We start from the raw sequence: 24335 nt of genomic DNA, 5'->3' as shown, positions 1-24335 counted from the left end.
GAAACCACCCGGGCCTTCTTTATCTCTGAACGATATTTATCTCGCCTGGCAAGATGGCATGATCCTCATGCCGCCATCGCCAGACACCGCTCGGCGCAATGGCGGCAGGCTGCGGCGCAGGCCTCCATGCCGTCCAGGTCGTTGCAGCTGCGGGCGCATTCCTGGCAGATCTCGGCGCATTCGCGGCAGACATGGCGGTGGTGGCGCGTGCCGGTCAGCATGAAATGGGCCGAGGTGCGGCAGATTTCCGCGCAGACCACCATCAGGCGGAAATGTTCGGGTTCGACATGGCGGCCGCCGCTTTCCAGGCAATGGCCCATCGCGGTGCCCAGGCAGGACTGATAGCAGGCGAGGCAGGCGTCGATGCAGCGCTGCATCTCGGGGGTGATCCGGGTCATCGGGGCGCTCCGTTGCAGGTTGCGTTCAAGGGGAGCAACCGGCACCGGCGTCATCGGTTCCAGGAGATTATGGTTGCGACCTCATCGCCAGACCGGCAGCTCCGCCGTCAGCCGGGTCAGCAGATGGTCCAGCTGGGCGCGCTCCTCGGGGCTCAGCACCGCCAGCATTTCGGCCTCGCGGGCCTGGAAAAGCGGCATCAGCCGGGCATAGAGGGCGCGGCCGCTCTCCGTCAGGTGCAGAAGGGCCCGGCGGGCATCCTCCGGGTCGGGGCCGCGGGTGATCAGGCCCTTGGCTTCCAGAAGGGCGGCGCCGCGGCTGACATTGTTGCGCGGCTGTTCGGTGAAATCGCAGATGTCGCGCGGGTTCAGGCCGTCCTGGTGGCTGAGACAGATCAGGATCGTCCATTCCGGGCGGGTCAGCCCGTGTTCCTGTTCGATCCGGCGCAGCAGCGGTGCCCGGTAGAAATTGGTCAGGAAAGCCAGGCGATAGGCCTGGCGGATCGGCACCGTCTCGAACAGACCGAAGAGTTTCAGATCGCGGACGAGGGGAACCGTGTCCTGCGTTTCGACGGGTGTCTTCGACGGACGGGGCAAAGGCGGGCCTCCTGCTGGCAGCGCAATATGGCGAGGGTTTACAATTCGTCCCATATGGGAGGATTATACCCCCCATGGCATCAGCGCATCGCACGATAGCAGATCGGCGACCCGGCGCGAGGTGCCGGAGCACGACACAAGAACGGGCAGGGGCTGCGCGCCTTGAAGCCCGCGGCGCCATGGCGCCGGAGCGGGAGGAAACCAGATGCAGAACAGGAGCAAGGCGGCCGGCGGCCGTCTGGCGGTGGCCCTGGCCGTGGTGGCCGGGCTTGCGGCAGGAACGACGGTTGTGGCCGGACGGGCCGCGGCGGACGAGATGAAGCCGATCCGGATCGGCGTGCTGACCGATCTGAGTGGCGTCACCGCCGATGCCACGGGCAAGGGCTCGGTCGAGGCGGCGCGGCTTGCGGTCGAGGATATGGGCGGCAAGGTCGCCGGCCGCCCGGTCGAGGTGATCTCGGCCGATCATCAGCACAAGACCGATCTCGGCTCGTCGATCGCGCGCGAATGGTTTGATCAGACCGGGGTCGATGTGATCGTCGACGTGCCCAATTCGGCCGTGGCGCTGGCGGTGCAGGAAATCGCCCGCGAGAAGAAGAAGATGGTGCTGTTCTCGGGCGCCGGCACCCCGGCACTCACCGGGAAGTCCTGCTCGCCCTATGGCGTGCACTGGACCTACGATACCTATGCCCTGTCGAAGGGCACCGCCGGGGCGGTGGTCAAGGCCGGCGGTGACAGCTGGTTCATGATCGCGTCCGACTATGCCTTCGGCCATCAGCTGGCGCGTGATGCGGGGGCCGTGGTCACCGGCGCCGGTGGCCAGGTGGTCGGCGAGGTCTTCCATCCGCTGGCGACGCCGGATTTCTCGTCCTACCTGCTTCAGGCCCAGGCATCGGGCGCGAAAGTGGTGGGTATCGCCAATGCCGGCGGCGACACGATCAACACCATCAAACAGGCCGGCGAATTCGGCCTGGTCGCGGGCGGCCAGAAGCTGGCGGCCCTGATCCTGATGCTGTCGGACATCCATGGGTTGGGGCTGAAGGCGGCGCAGGGCACCTATCTCACCACGCCGTCCTATTGGGATGCCGATGATCGCGCGCGGGCGCTGTCGAAGCGCTATATGGAGCGGGTGGGCGCCATGCCGGGCATGCTGCAGGCCGGTGTCTATGGCGAGGTGCTGCATTATCTGAAGGCGGTGGACGCCGCGGGCGGCACCGATGCCGATGCGGTGTCGGCCAAGATGCGCGAACTGCCGATCGACGATCCCTACAGCCGCAATGCCCGGCTGCGTGAAGATGGCCGGGTGGTACGCGACATGTATCTGGCCCGGGTGAAGGCGCCGGCCGAATCCAAGGGCCCTTGGGACTATCTCGACATCGTGGCGACCATTCCCGGCGACGAACTGGTCTGGCCGCTGTCGGAAAGCACCTGCCCGCTGGTGGCCAGGTGACCGAGGCCCCCGGCCATGAGATGGATCTCGCCTGCTTCCGCAGCTTTCGCTGCGGCGGCGGGCGGGTCGTCACCCGGGATGCGGCGCCCGAGCGGATCAATTTTTCGGCCGATACCCCGGATTTCATTCATGATCCCAATGGCGCGGTCTTTGCCGATCAGGCCTATGTCCAGAGTTTCGTGCCGCGCAACGCCCGGCCCGGCGCGCTGCCGCTGGTGCTGGTCCATGGCGGCGCGCTGACCGGTTCGATGTGGGAGACGACGCCCGACGGCCGGCCTGGCTGGCTGACCCGTTTCGTCCAGGCCGGGTTCACCACCCATGTCGTCGACGGGGTGGAGCGCGGCCGGGCCGGCTGGTGCGCGGTCGATGGCCATTGGGCGGGCCGGGCGATCATGCGCACCGACGAACAGGCCTGGACGCTCTATCGGCTGGGCGCTGCGGCGGATATGGCGGCGCGGCGACCCTTCCCGGGGCAGCGTTTCCCGATGGCGGGCTTCGACGCCCTGTGCCGCAACCATGTGCCGCGCTGGCTGTCGACCGCGCCCCAGGCGCTGGCGGCGCTGATCGCGGTGATCGAAACCGTCGGCCCCTGCATCCTGGTCGGGCACAGCCAGGGCGGCTGGTTCACCCATGCCGCCGCCACCGCGCGCCCCGATCTCGTGCGTGGCTGCATCGGCATCGAGCCTTCGGGCATGCCGGCCCTGCCCGGGGACTGGTCGCCCGCAGGCCCCGACGGCCGGCCGCAGCGGCGCCTGCTGATGCTGGGCGATTTCGTCGAGGAGACGCCGTTCTGGTCGGATCTGGCCGCCGCCACCCGCAGCCATGTGGGCCAGCTGGCGGCCGCCGGGGTAGAGGCGAAGCTGATGGATCTGCCCGCCATGGGCATCCGCGGCAATTCGCACATGCCGATGATGGACGACAATTCCGACGGGCTGGCCGCGCTGCTGATCGACTGGATCACGGCCGGGACGTGAGCGGCCCAATCCCCGGGTGAACACACGGGCAGGCGTTTGTGCGCCGCGATGCGACGATTTGCTGCGGCGCACAAGAATTCTTCTTTCATTTCAAGGATCTGTATCGGATCTCACCCCGACCAAGGTCGGGGCTGCGTCCTTCGGCCGCGCGGCGCATCGTTTCACCATCGACCGGCCTGACGGGCGACGGGGAAATGAAGCATCCGACCCACCCGGTGGACGCATCCGGGGCCAGGGAACGGCCCTGCTTCAGGATCGGCGTCAGGCAGCGTCTTCCAACGCAGAAAACGTCTGAGCAACGCCACGTTGCAGGGAGGATATATGGCCAACATATCCATGGCGGATACGGGCAAGGCCGCACCCATGACCAGCAAGGAAAAGAAGGTTATCTTCGCCTCTTCGCTGGGTACTGTGTTCGAGTGGTACGACTTCTATCTCTACGGCTCGCTGGCTGCGATCATCGCCAAGCAGTTTTTTTCGGGCGTGAACGAGACGGCAGCCTATATCTTCGCGCTGCTCGCCTTCGCCGCCGGCTTCGCCGTGCGTCCCTTCGGTGCGCTGGTCTTCGGCCGCCTGGGTGACCTGATCGGCCGGAAATACACCTTCCTCGTCACCATCCTGATCATGGGTGCTTCGACCTTCATCGTGGGCATCCTGCCGAACTATGCCACCATCGGCATGGCCGCGCCGGTGATCCTGATCATTCTGCGCCTGCTGCAGGGTCTGGCGCTGGGCGGTGAGTATGGCGGTGCGGCGACCTATGTCGCGGAACACGCCCCCAACGGCCGCCGCGGCGCCTATACCGCCTGGATCCAGACCACGGCGACGCTGGGCCTGTTCCTGTCGCTTCTGGTCATCCTGGGCTGCCGCGTTTCCATGCCGGCCGAGGATTTCGAAAGCTGGGGCTGGCGCATTCCCTTCCTGATCTCGATCGTGCTGCTCGGCGTGTCGGTCTGGATCCGGATGATGCTGAACGAAAGCCCGGTCTTCCAGAAGATGAAGGAAGAGGGCAAGCATTCGAAGGCGCCGCTGACCGAGGCCTTCGGCAACTGGAAGAACCTCAAGATCGTCCTGCTGGCGCTGTTCGGCCTGGTCGCCGGCCAGGCGGTGGTCTGGTACACCGGCCAGTTCTATGCCCTGTTCTTCCTGCAGCAGACCCTGAAGATCGATCCGCAGGACGCCAACCTGATGATCGCCGCCGCCCTGCTGCTGGGCACGCCCTTCTTCGTGATCTTCGGCAGCCTGTCGGACCGCATCGGCCGTAAGCCGATCATCATGGTCGGCCTGGCGCTGGCGATCGTGACCTATTTCCCGATCTTCAAGGGCCTGACCCATTACGGCAATCCGGCGCTGGAACAGGCCGTGGCGAGCGCGCCGATCGTGGTCTATGCCGATCCCGAGAGCTGCAGCTTCCAGTTCAACCCGGTCGGCACGTCCAAATTCACCAGCAGCTGCGACATCGCCAAGTCGGCTCTGGTGAAGAAGGGCGCGCCTTACAGCAACGAAGCCGCCCCCGCCGGCACCATCGCCCAGATCCGCGTCGGCGATGTGGTGATCGACAGCTACGACGCCTCGGGCGCCACGGGCAAAACCGAGGTCAACCTGCATGGCGGCGGCAGCCACGCCGCCCCGGTCGACCCGCAGTCTGCCGGCGCCGCCTTCAACAAGGCGCTGGGCGATGCCCTGACCGCGGCCGGCTATCCCGCCAAGGCCGACCCGGCCCGGGTGAACCATGTGATGCTGATCGTGCTGCTGACCGTGCTGGTCATCTACGTGACCATGGTCTATGGCCCGATCGCGGCGATGCTGGTCGAGATGTTCCCGACCCGGATCCGCTACACGTCGATGTCGCTGCCCTATCACATCGGCAATGGCTGGTTCGGCGGCTTCCTGCCCACCACCAGCTTCGCGATCGTGGCCGCCACCGGCGACATCTATTCGGGTCTCTGGTACCCGATCGTGATCGCGGCAGCCACCCTGGTGATCGGTGTGCTCTTCGTCCGGGATACGAAGTCGGTGGACATCTACCAGCACGATTGAGCAGCGCAACACACAGCCCAAGGGTGCGTGCTGCACCCGCGAAAAGAGCATCATGGAACGGGCAGCTTCGGCTGCCCGTTTCAATTCATATGCAGACCGGCCTTGCGTCGGACAGAAACTTGCGCATGATCCTGCCTCATAAGGGTACGGCCAACGCAGCCGGAAGCCCGGGACCCGAGGGGAGGGCGGGATATGTCGTATCGGATCCTGATCGCCGACGATCATCCGCTGATGCGGGCGGCACTCTGCCAGGCGGTGGCCGACAGCCTGCCCGGGGCGGAGACCATCCAGGCGTCGGAATTTTCGGGAGTCGAAACGGTTCTGGCCCGCGATGACGGCATCGACTGCGTGCTGCTGGATCTGCACATGCCGGGCATGAACGGGCTGATCGGCCTTGTGCTGCTGCGCAACGAACATCCGGCGATCCCGGTGATCGTGGTCTCGGCGATGGAGGATGCCGCCACCATCCGCCGGGCGATGCAATACGGCGCCTCGGGCTTCGTGCCGAAATCGGCGCCGGTCGACCGGCTGGGCGCCGCGATCCGGGCGGTGATCGAGGGCCAGATCTGGCAGCCGGACACCGACGAGGCCGAGACGGCCGAGGATATCGACGTCGCCGACCGCATCGCCGGCCTCACCCCCCAGCAGTTGCGGGTGCTGGCGGGCATCGCCGAAGGCAAGCTCAACAAGCAGATCGCCTACGAGATGGGCGTGGTCGAAACCACGGTGAAGGCCCATGTGACGGTGATCCTGCGCCGCCTGGGCGTGGTGAGCCGGACCCAGGCCGCCATCCTGGCCGGGCGGCTGGCGCTGCATGCGGCGGCGGAGGCGGAGACGGCGGGCAGCTGACCCTATTCTGCGGCGCGGCTTCGCCCCTTCGCGACCATATGCGCGATCAGCGCCCTGAGTGCGCCCGGGCGGAGCGGTTTATAGGCGATGCGGCAGTCGGCCGCCTCGGCCGCGCGGCGAACGGTGTCGCTGCGATCGGCGGTGATGACGGCGGCGGGGAGTGCGGCGCCGAAACGGGTACGCAGGCCGGCGAGCACGTCGAGCCCGCTCAGGCCGTGATCGAGGTGATAATCGGTCAGCACGATGTCGGGGCGGCGGTCGCCGAGAGCGGAGAGCGCCGCCTCGGCCGTGGTCCCCCAGACGACCTCGCAGGACCAGCCACCGAGCAGGGCTGTCATGGCTTCCGCGATTGCGGGCTCGTTTTCGATGCACAGCACCAGCGTACCGTCGAAGCCGCCGCCGCGGGCCTCTGGTGCCACGCGCCGCGCCAGGGCCCGGCTTTCGCTCACGGGCAGCTCGACCGAGAAACAGCTGCCGCGGCCAGGGGTGGAGCGGAGCCCGACCCTGTGGCCAAGGATCGCCGCCAGCCGCTCCACGATCGACAATCCCAGCCCCAGCCCCTTGTCACGATCCCCCGGCCCGCCGTCGAGCTGGCGGAATTCCTGAAAGATCTCCGCCTGTTTTTCGGGCGGGATGCCAGGGCCGGTGTCGTGCACCTCGATCCGCAACCGGTCGCCCAGCCGCCGGCACCCGACCAGCACCCGGCCGGTGCGGGTATAGCGCAGTGCATTGCCGATCAGGTTCTGCAAAATCCGGCGCAGCAATACGGCATCGGTCTCGACGGTGACGGAGCAGGGGATGTGCACCAGTGTCAGCCCATGGCGGGCGGCGACCACTGCCATTTCACCCATCAGCGGCCGCAGCACCTCGTCGACCACCACCGCGCCGCGGCTGGGCTTGACCACGCCGCTGTCGAGCCGGGTGATGTCGAGCAGGTCGCCCAGCAGCTGTTCGACCGAGCGGAGCGCCGCATCCGCCTGGCCGACCAGCGGATCATTGCCGCGGTCGCGGGCGGCCGAAATGAACAGACGGGCGGCATGCAGCGGCTGGAGCAGGTCGTGGCTGACCGCCGCCAGCAGGCGGGTTTTGGCGCGGTTGGCCCGGTCGGCCTCGGCCTTGGCATCGGCCAGATCGGCCGTGCGTTCGGCGATGCCGCGCTCCAGCCCCTCATTGGCTTCGCGCAGTGCTTCCGCCGCGCGGTGACGCTCGGTCACGTCGTTGAAGACCGCCACGAAGCCGCCATCGGGCAGCGGGTTCGAGGTGACCTCCAGCACCGTGCCGTCGGGGCGGATCCGCTGATACATGTCGGGCCGGTCGCGCAGATCCGGATCCGAGCGGCGCAACAGGGTGACGATCTCGCGGTCATGGCTGAATTCGCCACGGGCATGAAGATGGTCGACGATGTCGGACAAGGGCGTGCCGACGGTGATCAGGCTTTCCGGCACGTCGAGCATGTCGAGGAAGCGCCGGTTCCAGACCAGAATCCGGAAATCGCGGTCGAAGGCGCAGATGCCCTTGCCGACATTCTCGATCGTCGAGCGCAGCAGGGTGTGCTGATCGAGGATCGCGCGCGAGGCCTCGTCGATGATGCTGCGGGCATCGGAACGAGACAGACGCCGGTCGGCCAGCAGGCTGGCCACCACCACCCGGGCCGAGGCCGAGCCGATGGCACCGGCCAGCAGCCATTCGGTCGCCTGCACCGCTTCCTGGTCGATGCGCAGCGGCGGTGCGGCATCGAAGCCGTCGGTATGGAGGCTGCGGGACTGGGCAAGGTCGGCGAAGGCGGCATCGGCGCGTTTGCGGCCGACATAGCGCGCCGCCAGTTCGTGCAGATCGGCGAGCGTGGCGCCGCGGGGATGCACGCGCCGCTCGCCCAGCTCGTGGCGCATGGAGACGAAACGTTCCGCCTGCCGCGCCTCCAGCTCCGACCGGCGCGTGAACCGCGATACCGCCAGCAGTACCACGAGATTGAGCGCGAGACTGGTGAGCGCTCCGCCCGAGAGGACATCGAGGTCGTGCACACTGGTGGCGCCGCCGATCGTGATCCAGCCGAAGCCGATCAGAAGATCATGCAGCACGCTGCCGGCGACCACCCCGGCCTCGGCGAAGGAGGGCAGCAGCACCGTGGCGACCCAGGCCGCGAAGCCGGCGATCAGCCCCGCGATGGCGCCGGCCTTGGTGACCTGCCGGAAGAACAGGCCGAGCAGCAGCGGCGGCGCGAACTGCGCGACCCCGGCGAAAGAGACCAGACCGAAGGTGACGAGCGGAAAGGTACTGCCGAGCAGCAGATAGTTGATATAGGCCAGCGCCAGGATGCCGATCACCGCCAGCCGGCGGACCAGAAGCAGCATGCGGGTGGGGTTGTCCCTGAGCCGCCGCGAGCCCGGGCGCAAGGCCATCAGCCCCGGGACGATCAGATCGTTGCAGACCATGGTGCTGAGGGCGACCGCGCCGACCACGATCATGCCGGTGGCGGCCGACAGCCCGCCGATGAAGGCGAGCAGGGCGAGGCCCGGCTCTCCCATCGCCAGCGGCACGGTCACCAGGAAGGTATCGGCATTCATGTCGGCGCCGGCGAAGAGCAGCAGGCCGGCCATGGCGACGGGCACGACGAACAGGTTGATCGCAATCAGATAGGCCGGGAACAGCCAGGCCGCGGTGCGGATATCGGCGACATGCGTATTCTCCACAACCGCGACATGAAACTGGCGCGGCAGGCAGAGGATGGCGAAGCCCGACAGCAGGGTCATGGCCCACCAGCTGAGACCGAGCCGCGGTTCCAGCATATGGGCGAGGGCCGGGTCGGCAAGCGCGGTGCCGACCAGAGAGACCGGCCCGCCCGCCACCACCACGGTGATCGCCGCCCCGACGATCAGGGCAGCGGCCAGCTTGACCAGCGACTCGGCCGAAATCGCACTCATCAGCCCCGGATGGTGCTCGTTGGCATGGATGGTGCGCACGCCGAAGAGGATGGCGAAGGCGGCCATGATCACGGTGACCAGCAGGGTGGTCCGCCCGGGCAGGTCGGGCATGACCGTGCCGGCGAAGGGATTGCCGGCCAGGGCCTCGAAGCTGATGGTGATCGCCTTGAGCTGCAAGGCAAAATAGGGCAGCACCACCACCACCGCAATCACGGTGACCAGTGCCGCCAGCACCCGGCTCTTGCCATAGCGCGCCGAGATGAAATCCGAGATCGAGACCACGTTTTCGGCCTTGGCCACCCGCACCATCTTGGCGAGGATCGGCCAGCCGAGGCCGATCATCAGGATCGGACCGACATAGATCGACAGGAAATCGAAGCCGCCGGTGGCCGCACGGCCGATCGCGCCATAGAACGTCCAGGAGGTGCAGTAGACTGCGAGGCTCAAGGCATAGAGCAGGGGCGCGCGGCGGTTGGCGGATCCGCTTGCAGCCGGACCGCTTGCAGCCGGACCGATTGCCGTCGGGCCGCTTGCCGTCGGGCCGCTTGCAGCCGGGCCGCCTGTCGCCGGGGCCGCACGGCGCGCGGCCACGCGATCGCCCTGCCAGGCGATGGCGAACAGGACGGCGAGATAGCCCAGAGACAGGGCAAGCACCAGCCAGCTGTCCATGATCCGCCGCGGACGGCCTCCTCCCCCTTATATCGGCCCGGTATCTGACGCCCGGGTCCACAGGGGCAGTTTCCCGCGCGCTGCGCGGGGGATCAAGCCCCGTCGCTGTGCGGTTGACCTGCTTTGCCGGGCTCATCATCCTCGGTGGACACCGCCGGTGCCGGAGCCTGGCGCGGCGGCGGTGAAAGAGTCGTTCATGCAGGCCGCCACCAGATCGGCCGGATGTCCCAGAGGAGACCGCCCCCATGAGCTTTGACGGCCGCATCGCCCTCGTCACCGGCGCCGGATCCGGCATCGGCGCTGCCATTGCACGCCGGCTCGGCGCGGGCGGTGCCCGGATCGCGCTTGCCGACCTGAAGGCGGACGCGGCCGAAGCCCTGGCGGTGGAACTGCGTGACGGCGGTGTCGAGGCAGCCGCCTTTGCCGTCGACGTGGCCGATCCCGATGCCGTGGCGCAGCTGGTTGCGGATGTCGTGGCCCGCTTCGGCGGCCTGCATCTGGCCGTCAACAATGCCGGCATCGGCGGTGCCGAAGGGCCGGTGGCCGACTACAGCATCGCCGGCTGGCGCAGGGTGATCGACGTCAACCTGAACGGCGTGTTCTATGCCATGCATGCCGAGATTCCGGCGATGCTGGCGGCCGGCGGCGGGGCCATCGTCAACATGGCCTCGATCCTGGGGCTGAACGGCTTTGCCGGATCCGCCGCCTATGTTGCCGCCAAGCATGGCGTGATCGGGCTGACCAAGACGGCGGCGGTCGAATATTCGGCGCAGGGCGTGCGGGTCAACGCCGTCTGCCCCGGCTTCATCGACACGCCGCTGATCGCCCATATCGCGCCCGAGGCACGCCGCCATCTGGTCCGACAGCATCCGATCGGCCGGCTGGGCACGCCGGAAGAGGTGGCGGCGCTGACCTGTTTCCTGCTGTCGGAAGAGGCCGGTTTCGTCACCGGCAGCGCCCATCTGGTGGATGGCGGCTGGTCGGCGGTCTGAGCGGCATGTGCAGGATCAGCTGCGGTGGATGGGATCGATCCATTTCACCGCTTCCGGCTTTTCCACCGGTTCGATGTCGAGATTGACCACCACCGGCTCCTGGTCCGAGCGGACGAGCACGCATTCCAGCGGCTCGTCCGCCGCGGCATTGATTTCCTGGTGGGGCACATAGGGCGGCACATAGATGAAGTCGCCCGGCCCCGCCTCGGCGGTGAACTGCAGCCGGTCGCCCCAGCGCATGCGGGCGCGGCCGCGCACCACATAGATCACGCTTTCCAGCGCGCCGTGATGATGGGCGCCGGTCTTGGCATCGGGCTGGATGGTGACGGTGCCGGCCCAGATCTTGCTGGCGCCGGTGCGGGCATTGTTGATCGCGGTGGCGCGCGACATGCCCGGCGTCTGGGCGGTGTTCGGGTCCAGCTGGTCGCCGGCGATCACCTGCACACCGGTATGGCGCCAGTCGTCGGCGGGGCCGTGATGGTGATCATGGTCGTGATCATGGTCGTGATCATGGTCGTGGGGGGCGCTCATTCGTCCTGCCTTTCGTGGAAAGAGGGAAGGCTGCACCGGGCTTACGGGATGGCGGCAAGTGCCGCATCCACCCGTTGCCGGTCATGAACGGTGACGAGGGCCGCCGCCGCATGCGCGTGGGCCCTGACCGCGGCGGCACGGGCGACATCGGCATCGGCGCCGTCGCGCGCGGTGCGTGCGATCGCCTCCAGTACCTGCAGCAGATGACAGGAGACCTCGACCGCATCGGCGCCGCAACGGGCGATGCGCATCAGGGCCCGGTCGATGACCAGGTCCAGCGGCAGCGGCGGCAGCACCACATGGGCGGCCCCGGGGCCCAGCCGGTCGGTATCAGCAGGGGTGTCGGCATCGGCCGGCCGGGCCACCAGCCCGGTGAGCAGAGATTCCAGCCGGTCCAGGCAGATGATGGCGGTTTCCGGGTCGTTGATGCCGGGCGACAGCGCGCGGCAGGCGGTTTCGCACAGCAGCTCCAGGCAGAGCAGGGGATCCTGCTGTTCGGTGCGGTCGCGGCCGATGTCGAAACAGGCAATCAGCGTGGTGCGCAGGGCGTCGTCGATCTGGCGGCCGTCGCGGCTGCGGATCATCGCCATCGGCTTCTGCGGATGCAGGGCAGTGCCGGGCCGGTGGCAGATGATCACCGACAGCTGGTGCGTCTCGGCCGTGCCGGCCAGGCGCGCGACGTCGATCAGGCGCAGATGGCCGGTCAGGCGCGGGTAGAGCGGCATCAGCCCCGGGCCGTCGAGGGCCGGCATGGCGGCGGGCCGCAGGCGCAATCCGTATGCCGGGGACATCCGATAGGTGTCAAGCGCCTGGTCGCCGGTGCGGAAGATGCGGTCGATCATGCTCGACAGCTTCAGCAGATCGGCGATGTGGTGGAACCAGAGCACCATGCGGTAGAGGGCGAGAGAGAGCGTGGCGAGCCCGCCCGCGCCGATCAGCAGACGGGCGCCATCACCATCGCGACCGAGCCCCAGAACGACCACGCCGGTCACCGCATAGACGAAGCCGCCGATGAAGGCGGCCAGTGCCCGATGGGTCATGCGGTCCGACATCAGCCCGGGCAGGGCCCTGGGCGAGGCCTGGCCGGCCGCCGCGTTGAGCACCACCATCAGCACCGAGAGCGTGACGGTGGCGATGGTCAGCAGGCTGCCGCCGCCCATCTTCAGCAGATCGACGATGGTGTCCTTGTCGGGAATGGGCAGGTCATCCATGCCGGGCAGCAGGGGGCCGCCGATGATGGCGAGCACCACCCAGCAGCCGGCGAGCGCCGAGGCGAGAGCCGGCTGGAACCAGAGCGTCTGGCGCAGCCGTGTCCAGATCCGCTGGCGCAGACCCTCCATCATCTTGCGGTTCCCGCCTCCGGTGCTGTCGTGCTGCCCGATGATAGCGCATCGCCCGGACATGGGAACAGACGCACCGGCCGGTTGCGTGCGCCGGGCGCGATGTCGAACAGGCTGCGGCACCGGCCGGCGATACAGATGTCGTGCGGCCCGGTCATGGTGGAATTGGCGAGCGTCAGCGCATCCTGCGGCGGCAGATGCGGGGTGTAGACCCAGTGGCCGTCGATCAGCCGGGCGTCGTCGGGCGGTTCCATGCCGGCGCCGCTGCCCTCGATCACGGCCTCACCGGCATGAAGGCGGCCATCGGTGCCGATGATCCAGGTCTCGCGCCAGCGGATGCGCTCCACTGAATGGGTCCAGGCGAGGGTGAACCGGTCGAGCGGCAGATGGGGGTCGAGCGGCAGGCGGGTGAGCGGCGGGCCGCCCGCGGCCAGTGCGATGCACAGGCCGAGGGCGGCCGCGGCGCTCATGATGCGGCACGCCGCGCCATGCGGCGGCGCAGCAGATGCTGGCCGACGACCAGGGCGGCGAGCGCGATGCCAAGCTCGTCTGTGACCGGCAGTGCCGCGACCAGCAGGAAGGCGGCCGCAGCGGCGAGCAGCCGTTCCCACCAGGCGAGCGGCCCGGCCAGGAAACCGATGCTGGCGGCCCCCCAGAGCCCCATCGAGATCAGCGCCTTGAGAACGATATAGGCAACCGCCGGCCAGTAGCCGATCGCCTGGGCCATCGGCCCGCCGTCCTGGAGCATCAGTGCCGGGGTGTAGACCGCCATGAACGGCACGACGAAACCGGCGATGGCGATCCGCATACAGTTCACCCCGATCTTCAGCCCGCTTGCCTTGGCGATGGGGGAGGCCGCGAAGGCCGCCAGCGCCACCGGAGGGGTCAGATCGGCCATGATGCCGAAATAGAAGACGAACATGTGGCTGACGATCAGCGGCACGCCGAGTTCCAGCAGAGCGGGCCCGACCAGCGACGAGGTGATGATGTAATTGGGGATGGTCGGGATGCCCATGCCCAGCACCAGGCAGGTGAGCATGGTCAGCACCAGCGACAGGAACAGGCTCTGATCGCCGACCTCGATGATCACCCGGGCGAAGTTGGTGGCAAGGCCGGTCAGGGTCATCACGCCGATGATCGTGCCGACCAGCGCACAGGCGATGCCGACACCCAGCGCATTGCGGGCACCATCGGCCAGCGCCTGGACCATCATGTCGACCGTGGGCCGGAGCCCTCTGATCACCAGGCAGATCACCACCAGCACCAGGATCACCGCGGCGATGACGTCGATGCCCCAGTGGAAGAAGCCGGCGGTGGCAAGGCCGATCGCCACCCAGAACAGGATCCGGAGCGGCATGGCCGGCAGCAGGCCCGAGATCGGGGCGCCCAGAATCAACACCGCCGTCAGCGCCAGCCCCACCGTGCCCGCAAACAGCGGGGTGTAGCCGGCGAAGAGCAGATAGACCAGGATGGCGAGCGGAATGATCAGGTGCCAGCGCGCCTTCACCGCCGCCAGCGGATCCGGCAGTTCCGAGCGCGGCAGGCCGGCCAGGTTCAGGCGCCCGGCTTCCAGATGCACCATCCAGAGCACGGTGGTGAAATAGAGCAGGGCCGGGATCAGCGCCGCTTCGACCACGTCGATATAGGGGACATTCAGCGTCTCGGCCATGATGAAGGCGACGGCCCCCATCACCGGCGGCATGATCTGGCCGCCCATGCTCGATGTCGCCTCGACCGCCCCGGCAAAGGCCGGGCGATAGCCGAAACGCTTCATCAGCGGGATGGTGAACTGGCCGGTGGTCACCACATTGGCGACGCCCGAGCCGTTGATCGTGCCCATCAGCGCGGACGAGACCACCGCCACCTTGGCCGGGCCGCCGCGGGCGCCGCCGACCGTGCCCATCGCGACGTCGGAGAACAGCATGATCATCCCGGCGCGCTCCAGAAAGGCGCCGAACAGGATGAACAGGAAAATGTAGGTCGACGAGACCAGGATCGGGATGCCGAAGATGCCCTCGGTGCCGAGGAACATCTGGTCGACCACCTGATCGAAACCGTAGCCGCGATGATTGAGCGGCGAGGGCAGCAGATGCCCGAAGATCGCATAGGACAGGAACAGCGCGCAGATGATCGGCAGCGCGATGCCCATCGCCCGGCGGGCGGCTTCGAAGACCAGCAGGATCATCGCGCAGCCGAGCACGATGTCGGTCATCGACGGATCGCCGGCGCGCAACAGGATGTCGGTCTCGAAGATCCAGTGATAGAGGCCGAGCGCGAAGCCGGCGATGCCGAGGCCGAGATCGACCCGGCGCAGCCCCGAGCCCTTGGGCCGGTGGGCCGCGGTGATCATGAAGCCCAGCAGCAGCAGGAAGCCGACATGGATCGAGCGGACCACCAGGCTCGACAGCGGCGTATAGGCGGCGGTGTAGATCTGGAAGGCCGAGAAGATCACGGCGACCAGGAAAATGGCCCGGCCCAGCCCCCGGGTCCTGTCGGGCAGGGGCGCGTGCATCGGCCCCGCCTCGAAGCTGTGGTCCTGGAGATGGTCATGGCCCTGATGCGGGGCCCCGTCGGCGGGCCGGACAGTCGATGCGGTCATGTGCGTGGATGTCCCGAGACAGGCGTATCGACACGGGAAGCCGGCCGGGGATGGCATCCGCAGAAATGCATCATCCGCCGGCCGGCCGCCTCGGGTTCCGTCACTTCAGGACGCCGGCCTCGCGATAATAGGCCTCGGCACCCGGATGCAGCGGGATGGGCAGGCCCTTGGTCGCGCCGTCCAGCGAGATCGCCTTTGCTGCGGCATGGGCCGCAACCATGGTATCCAGATGGGTGAACATCTGCTTCGCCATCTCGTGGGCCAGCGCATCCGGCACATCCGCATGGGTCACCAGGATATTGCGGATGGCAACGCCCGGCACCGCCTCGGTCTGGCCGTCATAGGTGCCGGCCGGGATCTCGGTTGCCTGATAGGCGGCATCGCCGATCTTTTCCACGACATCGGCGGGCACCGCCACGACGGTGATCGGCACGCTGGTGGCGAGATCGCGGATCGACGCGACGCCCAGACCGGCCGATTGCAGGGTGGCGTCGATCTGACGGTTCTTCATCAGTTCGACCGACTCACCGAAGGGCAGGTATTCGACCTTGCCCAGATCGTCGTAGCTGAGGCCGGCCGCACCCAGAATGGCGCGGGCGTTGAGTTCGGTGCCCGAGCGCGGCGCGCCGACCGAGATCCGCTTGCCCTTCAGATCGGCGAGCGTCTTGATGCCGCTCTCCTGGCTCGCCACGATCTGGACGTAATTGGGATAGATGGCGGCGATGGCACGCAGCTTGTCGAGCTTACCCTTGAAGCCGGCTTCCGTGTCGCCGGCCCAGGCGAGGCCGACAGAGTCACCCAGCGCGAAACCGATCTCGCCGCGGCCGGCCTGGAGCAGGTTCAGGTTTTCGACCGACGCCTTGGTGGACTGCACCGATGTGCGGGCATCCGGGATGTTGTCGGCGTAGATCTTGGAGAGCGCCACGCCCAGCGGATAGTACACGCCGCTGGTGCCGCCGGTGAGCACGTTGACGAACTGTTCGGCCTTGGCCGCCACCGGTGCCGCAATGGTGATCGCGGCGGCCATCGCCAGCCCCGCCAGCTGTCGTGCGCCGGCGCGCTTGCCCAGAGAAATCATGGATGTCGTTACCCCCGTATTGCCGCTGTTTCCGGCATTCATCCGGCCACCGCCTCCCCAGGCGGATTGTCCCGATCTCTGCGGGACCGGCCGTTGGTTCTGCCAGTTTAGCCGTGTGGGGGTGACCTGCGGCAAGCAAAAGCTGCATGCAGCATGCAGCCCGTGATGTTACGGGGCGCTGCCGGTCAGCGAAAGACCACCGTCTTGTTGTGGTTGATCAGCACCCTGCGCTCCACGTGCCACTGCACGGCACGGGCCAGGACGACGGTTTCGATGTCGCGGCCGATGGTCACCAGCTCTTCGGCCGTGTGGGTGTGATCGACCCGTTCCACCGCCTGTTCGATGATCGGGCCTTCATCCAGGTCCGTGGTCACGTAATGCGCCGTGGCGCCGATCAGCTTCACGCCCCGGGCATGTGCCTGATGATAGGGGCGGGCGCCCTTGAAGCCGGGCAGGAAGCTGTGATGGATGTTGATGCAGCGTCCGGAGAGTGCCTGGCAGAGCGTCGGGCTCAGGATCTGCATGTAGCGGGCGAGCACGACCAGTTCGACGTCGAGCGTGCGGATCAGATCGAGCAGCGCGCGTTCCTGGTCCGCCTTGGTCGCGGAGGTCACGGGCAGATGGTGGAAGGGCACCTTGTGCCAGTCGGCCAGGTGACGCAGGCTGTCGTGATTGCCCATCACGCCGGCGACCTCGATCGGCAGCAGGCCGCTGTGCCAGCGGTGCAGCAGATCGTTCAGGCAGTGGCCGGCCTTGGTCACGCAGATCAGCACCCGCGGCCGGCGGGTCAGGTCGTGCAGCGTCCAGCGCATGGAAAATCTGCGGGCGACCTCGGCAAAGCGCACGCCCAGCGCACCGTCGCCATCCCCCGGCACCGACAGCACCACCCGCATGAAAAAGGTCTGGGTCTCGGGGTCGCCGTACTGGGCGCTTTCATTGATGAACACGCCTTCCCCCGACAGGAAGCCGGACACGGCCGCCACAAGGCCCACGGTGTCGGGGCAGGTGATGGTGAGGACGTGGGTGGGGCTGGGCACGGGCATGGCGTGGTCGGGCTCCGTTCGATGACGGCGTGGGGCAGGGACGGCGGGGGCAGACACGAAAAAGGCCGGCCGCGTGTGCGGTCGGCCCCTGCTGAGACGCTCTGATGCAACGGAATTGGTGGAGCCGAGGGGGATCGAACCCCTGACCCCCTGCTTGCAAAGCAGGTGCTCTCCCAGCTGAGCTACGGCCCCGGGATCCCGTATGCGGTCGACGCGGTTTGTACTGCCTGTGGCCGCGCGTTGCAAGTGCTGATGATGTGGCCGCGCTCGCTGCTTGACCCGGGGGCTCCGACCGGGTGGAGTCGAGGGCGGACGGTCACGAATGACAACAAACAGGACCGCCGCCGCAGAATGAGGGATCGCCCGTGGAGCAGTGGGACAAGGAAGTCGCCGGAGGCCTCACCCGCGGATTGATCGTCCTGGGGCTCGCTGTGGCGGTCGTGGCGCTTGCGGTGGGAAGCGGTGCGATCGCCCCCGGTCAGAGTGTGGTTGCCGCCATGCTGTTCTGCCTGGGGGCCATGATCGTGGTCCTGGCCATGCTGGTCCGGCGGGAGCGGTCGATCGCCCGCCGCCATCTGGCCCGCGCCGAAGTGGCGGAACGGGTGCGCCGGACAAGCGAGGCGCGCCTGCTCGATGCCCTGAATTCCATGACCGATGCCCTGCTGCTCTGCGGTCCCGACGACCGCTATCTGATCAGCAATATCCGCTATCAGGAGATCATGGGGCCTGGTGCGCCGGAACTCCGGCCGGGCATGTCCTTCGACACGTTGATGCGCGATGTGCTGGAGCGGGGCATCATCGACACGATGGGCGAAACGGCGGAAGCCTGGGCCCGGCGCCGGCGTGAGATGCGGGCCCGCGGGCGCGGGCGGTTCGAGATGCGCATGGCCGACGGCCGCTGGCTGATGGTGCGTGAAAGCCCCACCCATGACGGGGGGCTGCTTTCGCTCTATTCCGACGTGACCGCGATCAAGGCGCGCGAAGCGGCGCTGGCCGCCGCGCGTGATGCGGCCGAACGGGCGAATAAGGTGAAAACCGACTTCCTGGCCAATGTCAGCCACGAACTCCGCACGCCGCTGAATGCCGTGATCGGGTTCACGGACATGCTGCTGATGGGCTATGCCGGAACGGTGTCGGACCGGCAGCGGGAATATCTGGGCGATATCCGGGACAGCGCCACCCATCTGCTCAGCGTCATCAATGACATCCTGGATCTGAGCCGGGCCGAGGCGGCGGCTCTGCCGCTCGATCCCAGGCCGCTGGATCTTGCCCGGCTGCTGCGCTCGACGGTGCGTATGTTGCAGCCCAAGGCCGATCAGGGCGGGTTGACGCTGTCGCTCGATGTCGACCCGCCAGCCTTGCCGGCCGTGGTGGATGAGGTCCGCATCCGGCAGGTCATCGTCAATCTGCTCTCCAACGCGATCAAGTTCACCGAGCCGGGCGGCCGGGTGACCATCACGGCGCGGCTGGTGGCAGAGGCCGGGCAGGGCGGTACCGAGGGCATACGGATCGAGATCGCCGATGACGGTATCGGCATGCCCGCCGGTCAGATCGAACGGGCCTTCGAACCCTTCGTCCAGCTCGATGCCGGATTCTCGCGCCGTTTCGAGGGCACGGGACTGGGGCTGCCGCTGGCCCGCCGCCTGGTCGAGGCCCATGGCGGGCGGCTGACCCTGTTCAGCGAGCCCGGGCAGGGGACGCAGGCGGTAATTTTGCTGCCGCTGCCGGCGGAGGACGGACGCAACGAGGGCTGAGGGAAGATGCCGTCAGCGCGATGCGACACGCAACCGTGTTGCCGGTACCGCTTCGGGCTCGGCGCTGGCGAGCGGCAGCCAGATCCGCGCTTCGGTGCCAAGGCCCGGGGCTGAGTTCAGGCTCAGCTGCCCGTCATGGGCCTCGACGAACCGCCGGGCCAGGGGCAGGCCCAGCCCGGCGCCTTCGTAACGGCGGGCGAGGCTGCTGTCGAGCTGCACGAAGGGCTGCTGCACCCGTTCGATCTGTTCGGGGGCGATGCCGATGCCGGTATCCGCGATGCTGATCTCTACCCCGTCGATCGGGCTGCCTTCGGGATGAGGCAGGGTGACATTGCGCAGGCTGACGGTGACATGGCCGCCCGACGGTGTGAACTTGATCGCATTCGACAGCAGTGCGTCGATCGCCCGGCGCAGAAGGCGCCGGTCGCCGCGGATCGTGCCATGCACCGGCAGATCCAGTTCCAGCCGGGCGAGCGTGACATCGGCCTCCCGGGCGGCTCGTTCGGCATCCGCCACGGCGCCGGCGACCAGCCGGTCCAGATCCAGCGGTGCCGCTTTCAGGCCGTCGCGATCCGCCCGCACCATTTCCAGGATGTCGTCGATCAGCGACAACAGCCGGTTGCCGCCGTCGCGCACATGGCCCAGATACTCGCGCTGTCGATCGTTCAGGGGGCCTGCGGCCCCCTGAATGATCATGTCGGTGAAGCCGATGACCGCGTTGAGCGGCGTTTTGAACTCATGGCTCATATTGGCCAGGAACTCGGTCTTGGCGCGGCTGGCGGCTTCGGCGGCATGCATGGCCGTGGCGAGGTCGCGCTCGCGGCGCTTCAGCGGCGTGATGTCGGACATCACGAAGACCATGCCGCCATCGGCGGTGGTGCGGCGGCTGACCCGCAGCCAGTGGTCACCGGCCAGATGCAGCTCGTGATCGCGGTCCAGGTGCTGCGGATCCAGCGGATCGATTTCCGCGCCAGTGTCCGCCGCGCTGGTGCGGATGTCCACCACCGCCTCTGCGAACAGCTGATCACGCAGATCCTGGATGCGGCGGCCCGCAAAAGGGCGACCGATGGTAGCCGGCATCAGCTCGTCGACCCGGCGGTTGGCGGTGGCGATCCGGCCGTCGGCCGTGGCGATCAGCAGGCCGTCGGACATCGCGCTCATCGCATTCGACAGCATCTGTTCGGCGGCAAGAGCCTCGCGGCGAGCTCGGGTGGCTTCTTCGCGGCGCTGGCTTTCCCGTTTCACCGCGCCGGTCAGCAGCACGACCAGGAAGCCGCCGACCAGGATCAGGGCGGTGAGCGGCAGGGCGATCCAGTACCAGAGCGATCTGAGGCGGACCTCAAGCGCCGCGAGGCTGCGATTGCTGTCGAGCAGAAGGGCGACCGAGGCATCGTAGGCCTTGGCGCGTAACGCTTCGATGCTGCGCCCCAGTGCCGCAATGGCTGCGGCATCGTCCGAGGTTTCCACAATGCCGACGTCCAGCAGAGTGATGCGGATCGTCAACATAAGATCGTTGATGTCCGGACGGCCGGCCAGCGCGTCGGCGACGATGCCCTTGCGGAACAGGCTGAGCCGGCTCTCGACGATGTCCGCACGCAGCAACAGCTCGTCGAGCGCATCCTGGCTGCGCTCGAAGCGATAATGGGTGTAGGCGTCGGCCATGCGCAGCGTCTCGAACTCCAGCTGCACCACGGCCCAGTCGCGCTCGCTCCGCTCCGTCGCCCTCAGACGGGTTTCCGACACCAGCTGAGCCACGGTCCAGCCGATCATCGCGACCAGGATCACGATCACCGCGCCGAGCGCGCCTGCCAGGCGTTTCGAAGTGAGAAGGCGTCGCATGCCGGCGGCCGATCCGGTTGGGGAGACTGGAGGTCGGTTGACAGATCAGGATCAGTTGAACGTGATCTGCTTGAGCTGCCAGACCATGCGTGACTGCATCTCGTGGCGCTCCACCTCGGTCATGCCCGTCATGTCGTCGAGCGGAAAGACGATCCAGAGCGGCCCGCGTTCGCGAACCGACATCTGCTTGCCGTTGGTGAGATCGGCAATCAGGGCGCCCCGCGAGATCGCATCGGCGAGATCGAACGTATAGGAATAGTCGTTCAGCGCCCGGGCAGTGATCCTGGTGCCGGTCGCTCCCAGGCGCGCCACCAGATCGCTCAGCAATACGCCTTCGAAACGCTGCACGCCTTCCGTCCAGGGGGTGGTGGTTTCGATGGCCGAACGCGGCATCGCAGCAAGCATGGCGCGGTCGAAGGCAGCGGAGCCCCCGGGGGTGTTGGAGACGGCGATGCTGCCGTTCACATCCAGAACGACCTTGTCTGCCGGGGCAGCCAGGGTCGATCCCTCTGCGGCACGGGCGGCGTTCGTGAAGGCAACCGCTTCGGGCAGGAATGTGGGGCTCAGCAGAACCGCGCCCAGCACGAGGGCGGCCAGTCTGTTGGTGAACCCGGTGATCGGTCGGTCGGTCGGTTGGAACATCCGTCGGCTGCCTTCTGCTGAATGGGGCGAGAACAGAGCGACCCTGGGAAACCGTATCGTTCCCCGTCAGTGCGTGGCAGGGCGATGCGCTTTGTCGTTGTTGTTCAGGCTAGCGGGCAAAGCTTAAATGAAGGTTAGCGAAAGGTGTCCGGTTCAGCCCGCGGCGGAATATCGCACGGGCCCGCTGCGTCTGATGATTTCAGCGGCCGGGGGCTCGACGACGGCGCCGATGCTCCCCATATGCACTCCACACCCGAACGGGAGAAGGCAGAAGAGGCGAGCATCAAAAAACCGCTTGCTGAGCCGATGAGCCTTCTGTAAACTCAAAAATTGTCGCCACGTAGAAATGCGCCAGGCGACGCGCCGAAACAGCCGCCGAAAACGCTTCGAAAAAAGCAGTTGACGCAGCCGGACGGCGGGGGTAAAAACCGCCCCACACCGACGGGCACCGCGGACGACGCGGCGCCGGCGGGGCTGAAAAGCCAGAGAATACAGGCTCTTAAATGAGCCGGCGCCTGAGGGTGCCCTGGGGCGGAGACGCCTCGGCCGGATCTTTGACATTGTGAAACGGATCGGAAGGGATGCGAGGGCGGCGGTCGTCGATCTTAGGACTTTAAGAACGACTGACCGATGAGCGCCTTGGCATCTCGATATGACCTTGTGCCTAGAGAGATGCCGGGACGACTTCGGTTGAGGCCTTGTTGTGTGAGTGATCACGCAGCGAAGGTTCAACTTGAGAGTTTGATCCTGGCTCAGAACGAACGCTGGCGGCATGCCTAACACATGCAAGTCGAACGGGGTCGGAACTTCGGTTCCGGCTTACGTGGCGCACGGGTGAGTAACACGTGGGAATCTGCCCATCTATGGGGAATAACTGCGGGAAACTGCAGCTAATACCGCATACGCCCTTCGGGGGAAAGGCTTCGGCCGTAGATGGATGAGCCCGCGTCCGATTAGCTAGTTGGTGGGGTAATGGCCTACCAAGGCGACGATCGGTAGCTGGTCTGAGAGGATGATCAGCCACACTGGGACTGAGACACGGCCCAGACTCCTACGGGAGGCAGCAGTGGGGAATATTGGACAATGGGCGAAAGCCTGATCCAGCAATGCCGCGTGAGTGATGAAGGTCTTCGGATTGTAAAGCTCTTTCGACGGGGAAGATAATGACGGTACCCGTAGAAGAAGCCCCGGCTAACTTCGTGCCAGCAGCCGCGGTAATACGAAGGGGGCTAGCGTTGTTCGGATTTACTGGGCGTAAAGCGTGCGTAGGCGGCTTATCAAGTCAGAAGTGAAAGCCCGGGGCTCAACTCCGGAATGGCTTTTGAGACTGGTAGGCTGGAGTTCGGGAGAGGGTAGTGGAATTCCCAGTGTAGAGGTGAAATTCGTAGATATTGGGAAGAACACCGGTGGCGAAGGCGGCTGCCTGGCCCGAAACTGACGCTGAGGCACGAAAGCGTGGGGAGCAAACAGGATTAGATACCCTGGTAGTCCACGCCGTAAACGATGAGTGCTGGACGTTGGGATACTTAGTATCGCAGTGTCGTAGCTAACGCGTTAAGCACTCCGCCTGGGGAGTACGGCCGCAAGGTTAAAACTCAAAGGAATTGACGGGGGCCCGCACAAGCGGTGGAGCATGTGGTTTAATTCGAAGCAACGCGCAGAACCTTACCAGCCCTTGACATGGACGTCGCGACCCTGGAGACGGGGTTTTCGGTTCGGCCGGACGTCACACAGGTGCTGCATGGCTGTCGTCAGCTCGTGTCGTGAGATGTTGGGTTAAGTCCCGCAACGAGCGCAACCCTCATCCTTAGTTGCCATCAGTTCGGCTGGGCACTCTAGGGAAACTGCCGGTGATAAGCCGGAGGAAGGTGGGGATGACGTCAAGTCCTCATGGCCCTTATGGGCTGGGCTACACACGTGCTACAATGGCGACTACAGTGGGCAGCGACATCGCGAGGTGAAGCTAATCTCAAAAAGTCGTCTCAGTTCGGATTGCACTCTGCAACTCGAGTGCATGAAGTCGGAATCGCTAGTAATCGCGGAACAGCATGCCGCGGTGAATACGTTCCCGGGCCTTGTACACACCGCCCGTCACACCATGGGAGTTGGTTTTACCCGAAGCCGGTGAGCTGACCCGAAAGGGAGGCAGCCGTCCACGGTAAGGTCAGCGACTGGGGTGAAGTCGTAACAAGGTAGCCGTAGGGGAACCTGTGGCTGGATCACCTCCTTTCTAAGGAAGACGCCCGCCGTCCCCGCATCCCTTCCGCATCGAACGCAGTCAAGCGGGCCTGTAGCTCAGGTGGTTAGAGCACACGCCTGATAAGCGTGAGGTCGGTGGTTCGAGTCCACCCGGGCCCACCATCTGCCCAGGCCGTGAAGTGCTGTTCGATGCAGGAAGCGAGAAGGTTTCGGCCTCGTTCTTCGGAACGGGATGCCGGGATCGGGTTTCCGATCCGTGAACCGGAACCCTTCGGGGTTACCGGTGATGTTCTTTGGACAGTGTGAAGAGATGAGATCGTCTGATGTATGCGAGCTGAGTGGCCGCGCGTCGGAACCTCAAGGATGGCTGCGCCGGTTTGCATGACTGCAAACGGATCGCGGGTCCGGTTCTGGACGTGGCGG

17 protein-coding genes, 2 tRNA genes and 1 rRNA gene are annotated in these 24335 nt (G+C 66.6%); 8 read left to right on the top strand and 12 right to left on the bottom strand.

Annotated elements, in window-relative coordinates:
* Nucleotides 1-65 precede the first annotated feature (65 nt).
* Both P7L68_RS19815 and P7L68_RS19810 read right to left on the bottom strand, forming a co-directional pair.
* Nucleotides 66-398 (bottom strand): four-helix bundle copper-binding protein, encoded by a 333-nt coding sequence (locus P7L68_RS19815; protein WP_372000978.1) that lies wholly within the window; start codon nt 396-398, stop codon nt 66-68.
* A gap of 81 nt (nt 399-479) precedes the next feature.
* The gene (locus tag P7L68_RS19810; protein ID WP_372000977.1) at nt 480-992 is read right to left on the bottom strand and encodes a MarR family winged helix-turn-helix transcriptional regulator; all 513 of its coding nucleotides are present in this window, start codon (nt 990-992) and stop codon (nt 480-482) included.
* Nucleotides 993-1197: 205 nt separating this feature from the next.
* Here P7L68_RS19810 and P7L68_RS19805 point away from each other — a divergent pair, with 205 nt between their 5' ends.
* The 4 genes from P7L68_RS19805 to P7L68_RS19790 all read left to right on the top strand — a co-directional run bounded on the left by P7L68_RS19805 (nt 1198) and on the right by P7L68_RS19790 (nt 6305).
* Nucleotides 1198-2442: an ABC transporter substrate-binding protein gene (locus P7L68_RS19805; RefSeq protein ID WP_372000976.1), complete on the top strand. Its 1245-nt coding sequence runs from the start codon at nt 1198-1200 to the stop codon at nt 2440-2442.
* The gene (locus tag P7L68_RS19800; RefSeq protein WP_372000974.1) at nt 2439-3416 is read left to right on the top strand and encodes a hydrolase/carboxylic esterase; all 978 of its coding nucleotides are present in this window, start codon (nt 2439-2441) and stop codon (nt 3414-3416) included. Before P7L68_RS19805 ends, P7L68_RS19800 begins: the two co-directional genes overlap by 4 nt.
* Before the next feature lie 336 nt (nt 3417-3752).
* A complete protein-coding gene (locus P7L68_RS19795) occupies nt 3753-5456 on the top strand; it encodes an MFS transporter (protein ID WP_372006893.1) in 1704 nt (567 codons plus the stop codon).
* A 192-nt stretch (nt 5457-5648) separates the two neighbouring features.
* Complete coding sequence (locus tag P7L68_RS19790) at nt 5649-6305, top strand: response regulator transcription factor (protein WP_372000973.1); 657 nt, start codon at nt 5649-5651, stop codon at nt 6303-6305.
* A gap of 2 nt (nt 6306-6307) precedes the next feature.
* On the opposite strand, the gene P7L68_RS19785 is transcribed toward P7L68_RS19790, so the two are convergent.
* A complete protein-coding gene (locus P7L68_RS19785) occupies nt 6308-9895 on the bottom strand; it encodes a PAS-domain containing protein (protein WP_372000971.1) in 3588 nt (1195 codons plus the stop codon).
* A gap of 245 nt (nt 9896-10140) precedes the next feature.
* On the opposite strand from P7L68_RS19785, the gene P7L68_RS19780 reads away from it, so the two are divergent.
* Complete coding sequence (locus P7L68_RS19780; protein WP_372000969.1) at nt 10141-10887, top strand: SDR family NAD(P)-dependent oxidoreductase; 747 nt, start codon at nt 10141-10143, stop codon at nt 10885-10887.
* Between the two features lie 15 nt (nt 10888-10902).
* Here P7L68_RS19780 and P7L68_RS19775 read toward each other — a convergent pair whose 3' ends face one another.
* From P7L68_RS19775 to P7L68_RS19745, 7 genes are all read right to left on the bottom strand, one after another.
* Nucleotides 10903-11418: a cupin domain-containing protein gene (locus P7L68_RS19775; protein ID WP_372000967.1), complete on the bottom strand. Its 516-nt coding sequence runs from the start codon at nt 11416-11418 to the stop codon at nt 10903-10905.
* A 41-nt stretch (nt 11419-11459) separates the two neighbouring features.
* Complete coding sequence (locus P7L68_RS19770) at nt 11460-12761, bottom strand: DUF2254 domain-containing protein (protein WP_372000965.1); 1302 nt, start codon at nt 12759-12761, stop codon at nt 11460-11462.
* Entirely contained in the window at nt 12758-13228 is a 471-nt protein-coding gene (locus P7L68_RS19765) for a DUF1850 domain-containing protein (protein ID WP_372000963.1), read from the bottom strand. Before P7L68_RS19765 ends, P7L68_RS19770 begins: the two co-directional genes overlap by 4 nt.
* Nucleotides 13225-15357, bottom strand: coding sequence for a TRAP transporter permease (locus tag P7L68_RS19760; protein ID WP_372000961.1), 2133 nt, complete (start codon nt 15355-15357; stop codon nt 13225-13227). Before P7L68_RS19760 ends, P7L68_RS19765 begins: the two co-directional genes overlap by 4 nt.
* Nucleotides 15358-15457: 100 nt before the next feature.
* Nucleotides 15458-16435 carry a TAXI family TRAP transporter solute-binding subunit gene (locus P7L68_RS19755; RefSeq protein ID WP_372006892.1) on the bottom strand — a complete coding sequence of 326 codons (978 nt, stop codon included), beginning with the start codon at nt 16433-16435 and terminating at the stop codon, nt 15458-15460.
* A gap of 185 nt (nt 16436-16620) precedes the next feature.
* Nucleotides 16621-17478 carry a formyltetrahydrofolate deformylase gene (gene purU, locus P7L68_RS19750; RefSeq protein WP_372000959.1) on the bottom strand — a complete coding sequence of 286 codons (858 nt, stop codon included), beginning with the start codon at nt 17476-17478 and terminating at the stop codon, nt 16621-16623.
* Between the two features lie 116 nt (nt 17479-17594).
* Nucleotides 17595-17670 (bottom strand) — tRNA-Ala (locus tag P7L68_RS19745).
* A 173-nt stretch (nt 17671-17843) separates the two neighbouring features.
* Between P7L68_RS19745 and P7L68_RS19740 the strand changes: the two genes are divergently transcribed.
* Nucleotides 17844-19232, top strand: a complete 1389-nt coding sequence (locus P7L68_RS19740; protein WP_372000957.1) for a sensor histidine kinase — start codon at nt 17844-17846, stop codon at nt 19230-19232.
* Between the two features lie 12 nt (nt 19233-19244).
* Here the strand turns inward: P7L68_RS19740 and P7L68_RS19735 are convergent, their stop codons facing one another.
* Complete coding sequence (locus tag P7L68_RS19735; protein ID WP_372000955.1) at nt 19245-21071, bottom strand: sensor histidine kinase; 1827 nt, start codon at nt 21069-21071, stop codon at nt 19245-19247.
* Between the two features lie 51 nt (nt 21072-21122).
* Nucleotides 21123-21713, bottom strand: a complete 591-nt coding sequence (locus tag P7L68_RS19730; RefSeq protein WP_372000953.1) for a hypothetical protein — start codon at nt 21711-21713, stop codon at nt 21123-21125.
* Between the two features lie 729 nt (nt 21714-22442).
* Between P7L68_RS19730 and P7L68_RS19725 the strand changes: the two genes are divergently transcribed.
* Both P7L68_RS19725 and P7L68_RS19720 read left to right on the top strand, forming a co-directional pair.
* Nucleotides 22443-23943 (top strand): 16S ribosomal RNA (locus P7L68_RS19725).
* 54 nt (nt 23944-23997) lie between these two features.
* A tRNA-Ile gene (locus tag P7L68_RS19720) sits at nt 23998-24074 on the top strand.
* Nucleotides 24075-24335 lie beyond the last annotated feature (261 nt).

The sequence above is a fragment of the Tistrella mobilis genome (genome assembly GCF_041468085.1).
Lineage (GTDB): Bacteria > Pseudomonadota > Alphaproteobacteria > Tistrellales > Tistrellaceae > Tistrella > Tistrella mobilis_A.
Note: the sequence above shows the minus strand (reverse complement) of the source record. Positions and strands in the feature narration are given on the sequence as shown.

Coding starts and splice junctions, on each gene's coding strand:
- P7L68_RS19815 (WP_372000978.1), bottom strand. CDS start 398: ATGACCCGGATCACCCCCGAGATGCAGCGCTGCATCGACGCCTGCCTC.
- P7L68_RS19805 (WP_372000976.1), top strand. CDS start 1,198: ATGCAGAACAGGAGCAAGGCGGCCGGCGGCCGTCTGGCGGTGGCCCTG.
- P7L68_RS19795 (WP_372006893.1), top strand. CDS start 3,753: ATGGCGGATACGGGCAAGGCCGCACCCATGACCAGCAAGGAAAAGAAG.
- P7L68_RS19790 (WP_372000973.1), top strand. CDS start 5,649: ATGTCGTATCGGATCCTGATCGCCGACGATCATCCGCTGATGCGGGCG.
- P7L68_RS19785 (WP_372000971.1), bottom strand. CDS start 9,895: ATGGACAGCTGGCTGGTGCTTGCCCTGTCTCTGGGCTATCTCGCCGTC.
- P7L68_RS19780 (WP_372000969.1), top strand. CDS start 10,141: ATGAGCTTTGACGGCCGCATCGCCCTCGTCACCGGCGCCGGATCCGGC.
- P7L68_RS19775 (WP_372000967.1), bottom strand. CDS start 11,418: ATGAGCGCCCCCCACGACCATGATCACGACCATGATCACGACCATGAT.
- P7L68_RS19770 (WP_372000965.1), bottom strand. CDS start 12,761: ATGATGGAGGGTCTGCGCCAGCGGATCTGGACACGGCTGCGCCAGACG.
- P7L68_RS19765 (WP_372000963.1), bottom strand. CDS start 13,228: ATGAGCGCCGCGGCCGCCCTCGGCCTGTGCATCGCACTGGCCGCGGGC.
- P7L68_RS19760 (WP_372000961.1), bottom strand. CDS start 15,357: ATGACCGCATCGACTGTCCGGCCCGCCGACGGGGCCCCGCATCAGGGC.
- P7L68_RS19755 (WP_372006892.1), bottom strand. CDS start 16,435: ATGATTTCTCTGGGCAAGCGCGCCGGCGCACGACAGCTGGCGGGGCTG.
- purU (WP_372000959.1), bottom strand. CDS start 17,478: ATGCCCGTGCCCAGCCCCACCCACGTCCTCACCATCACCTGCCCCGAC.
- P7L68_RS19735 (WP_372000955.1), bottom strand. CDS start 21,071: ATGCGACGCCTTCTCACTTCGAAACGCCTGGCAGGCGCGCTCGGCGCG.
- P7L68_RS19730 (WP_372000953.1), bottom strand. CDS start 21,713: ATGTTCCAACCGACCGACCGACCGATCACCGGGTTCACCAACAGACTG.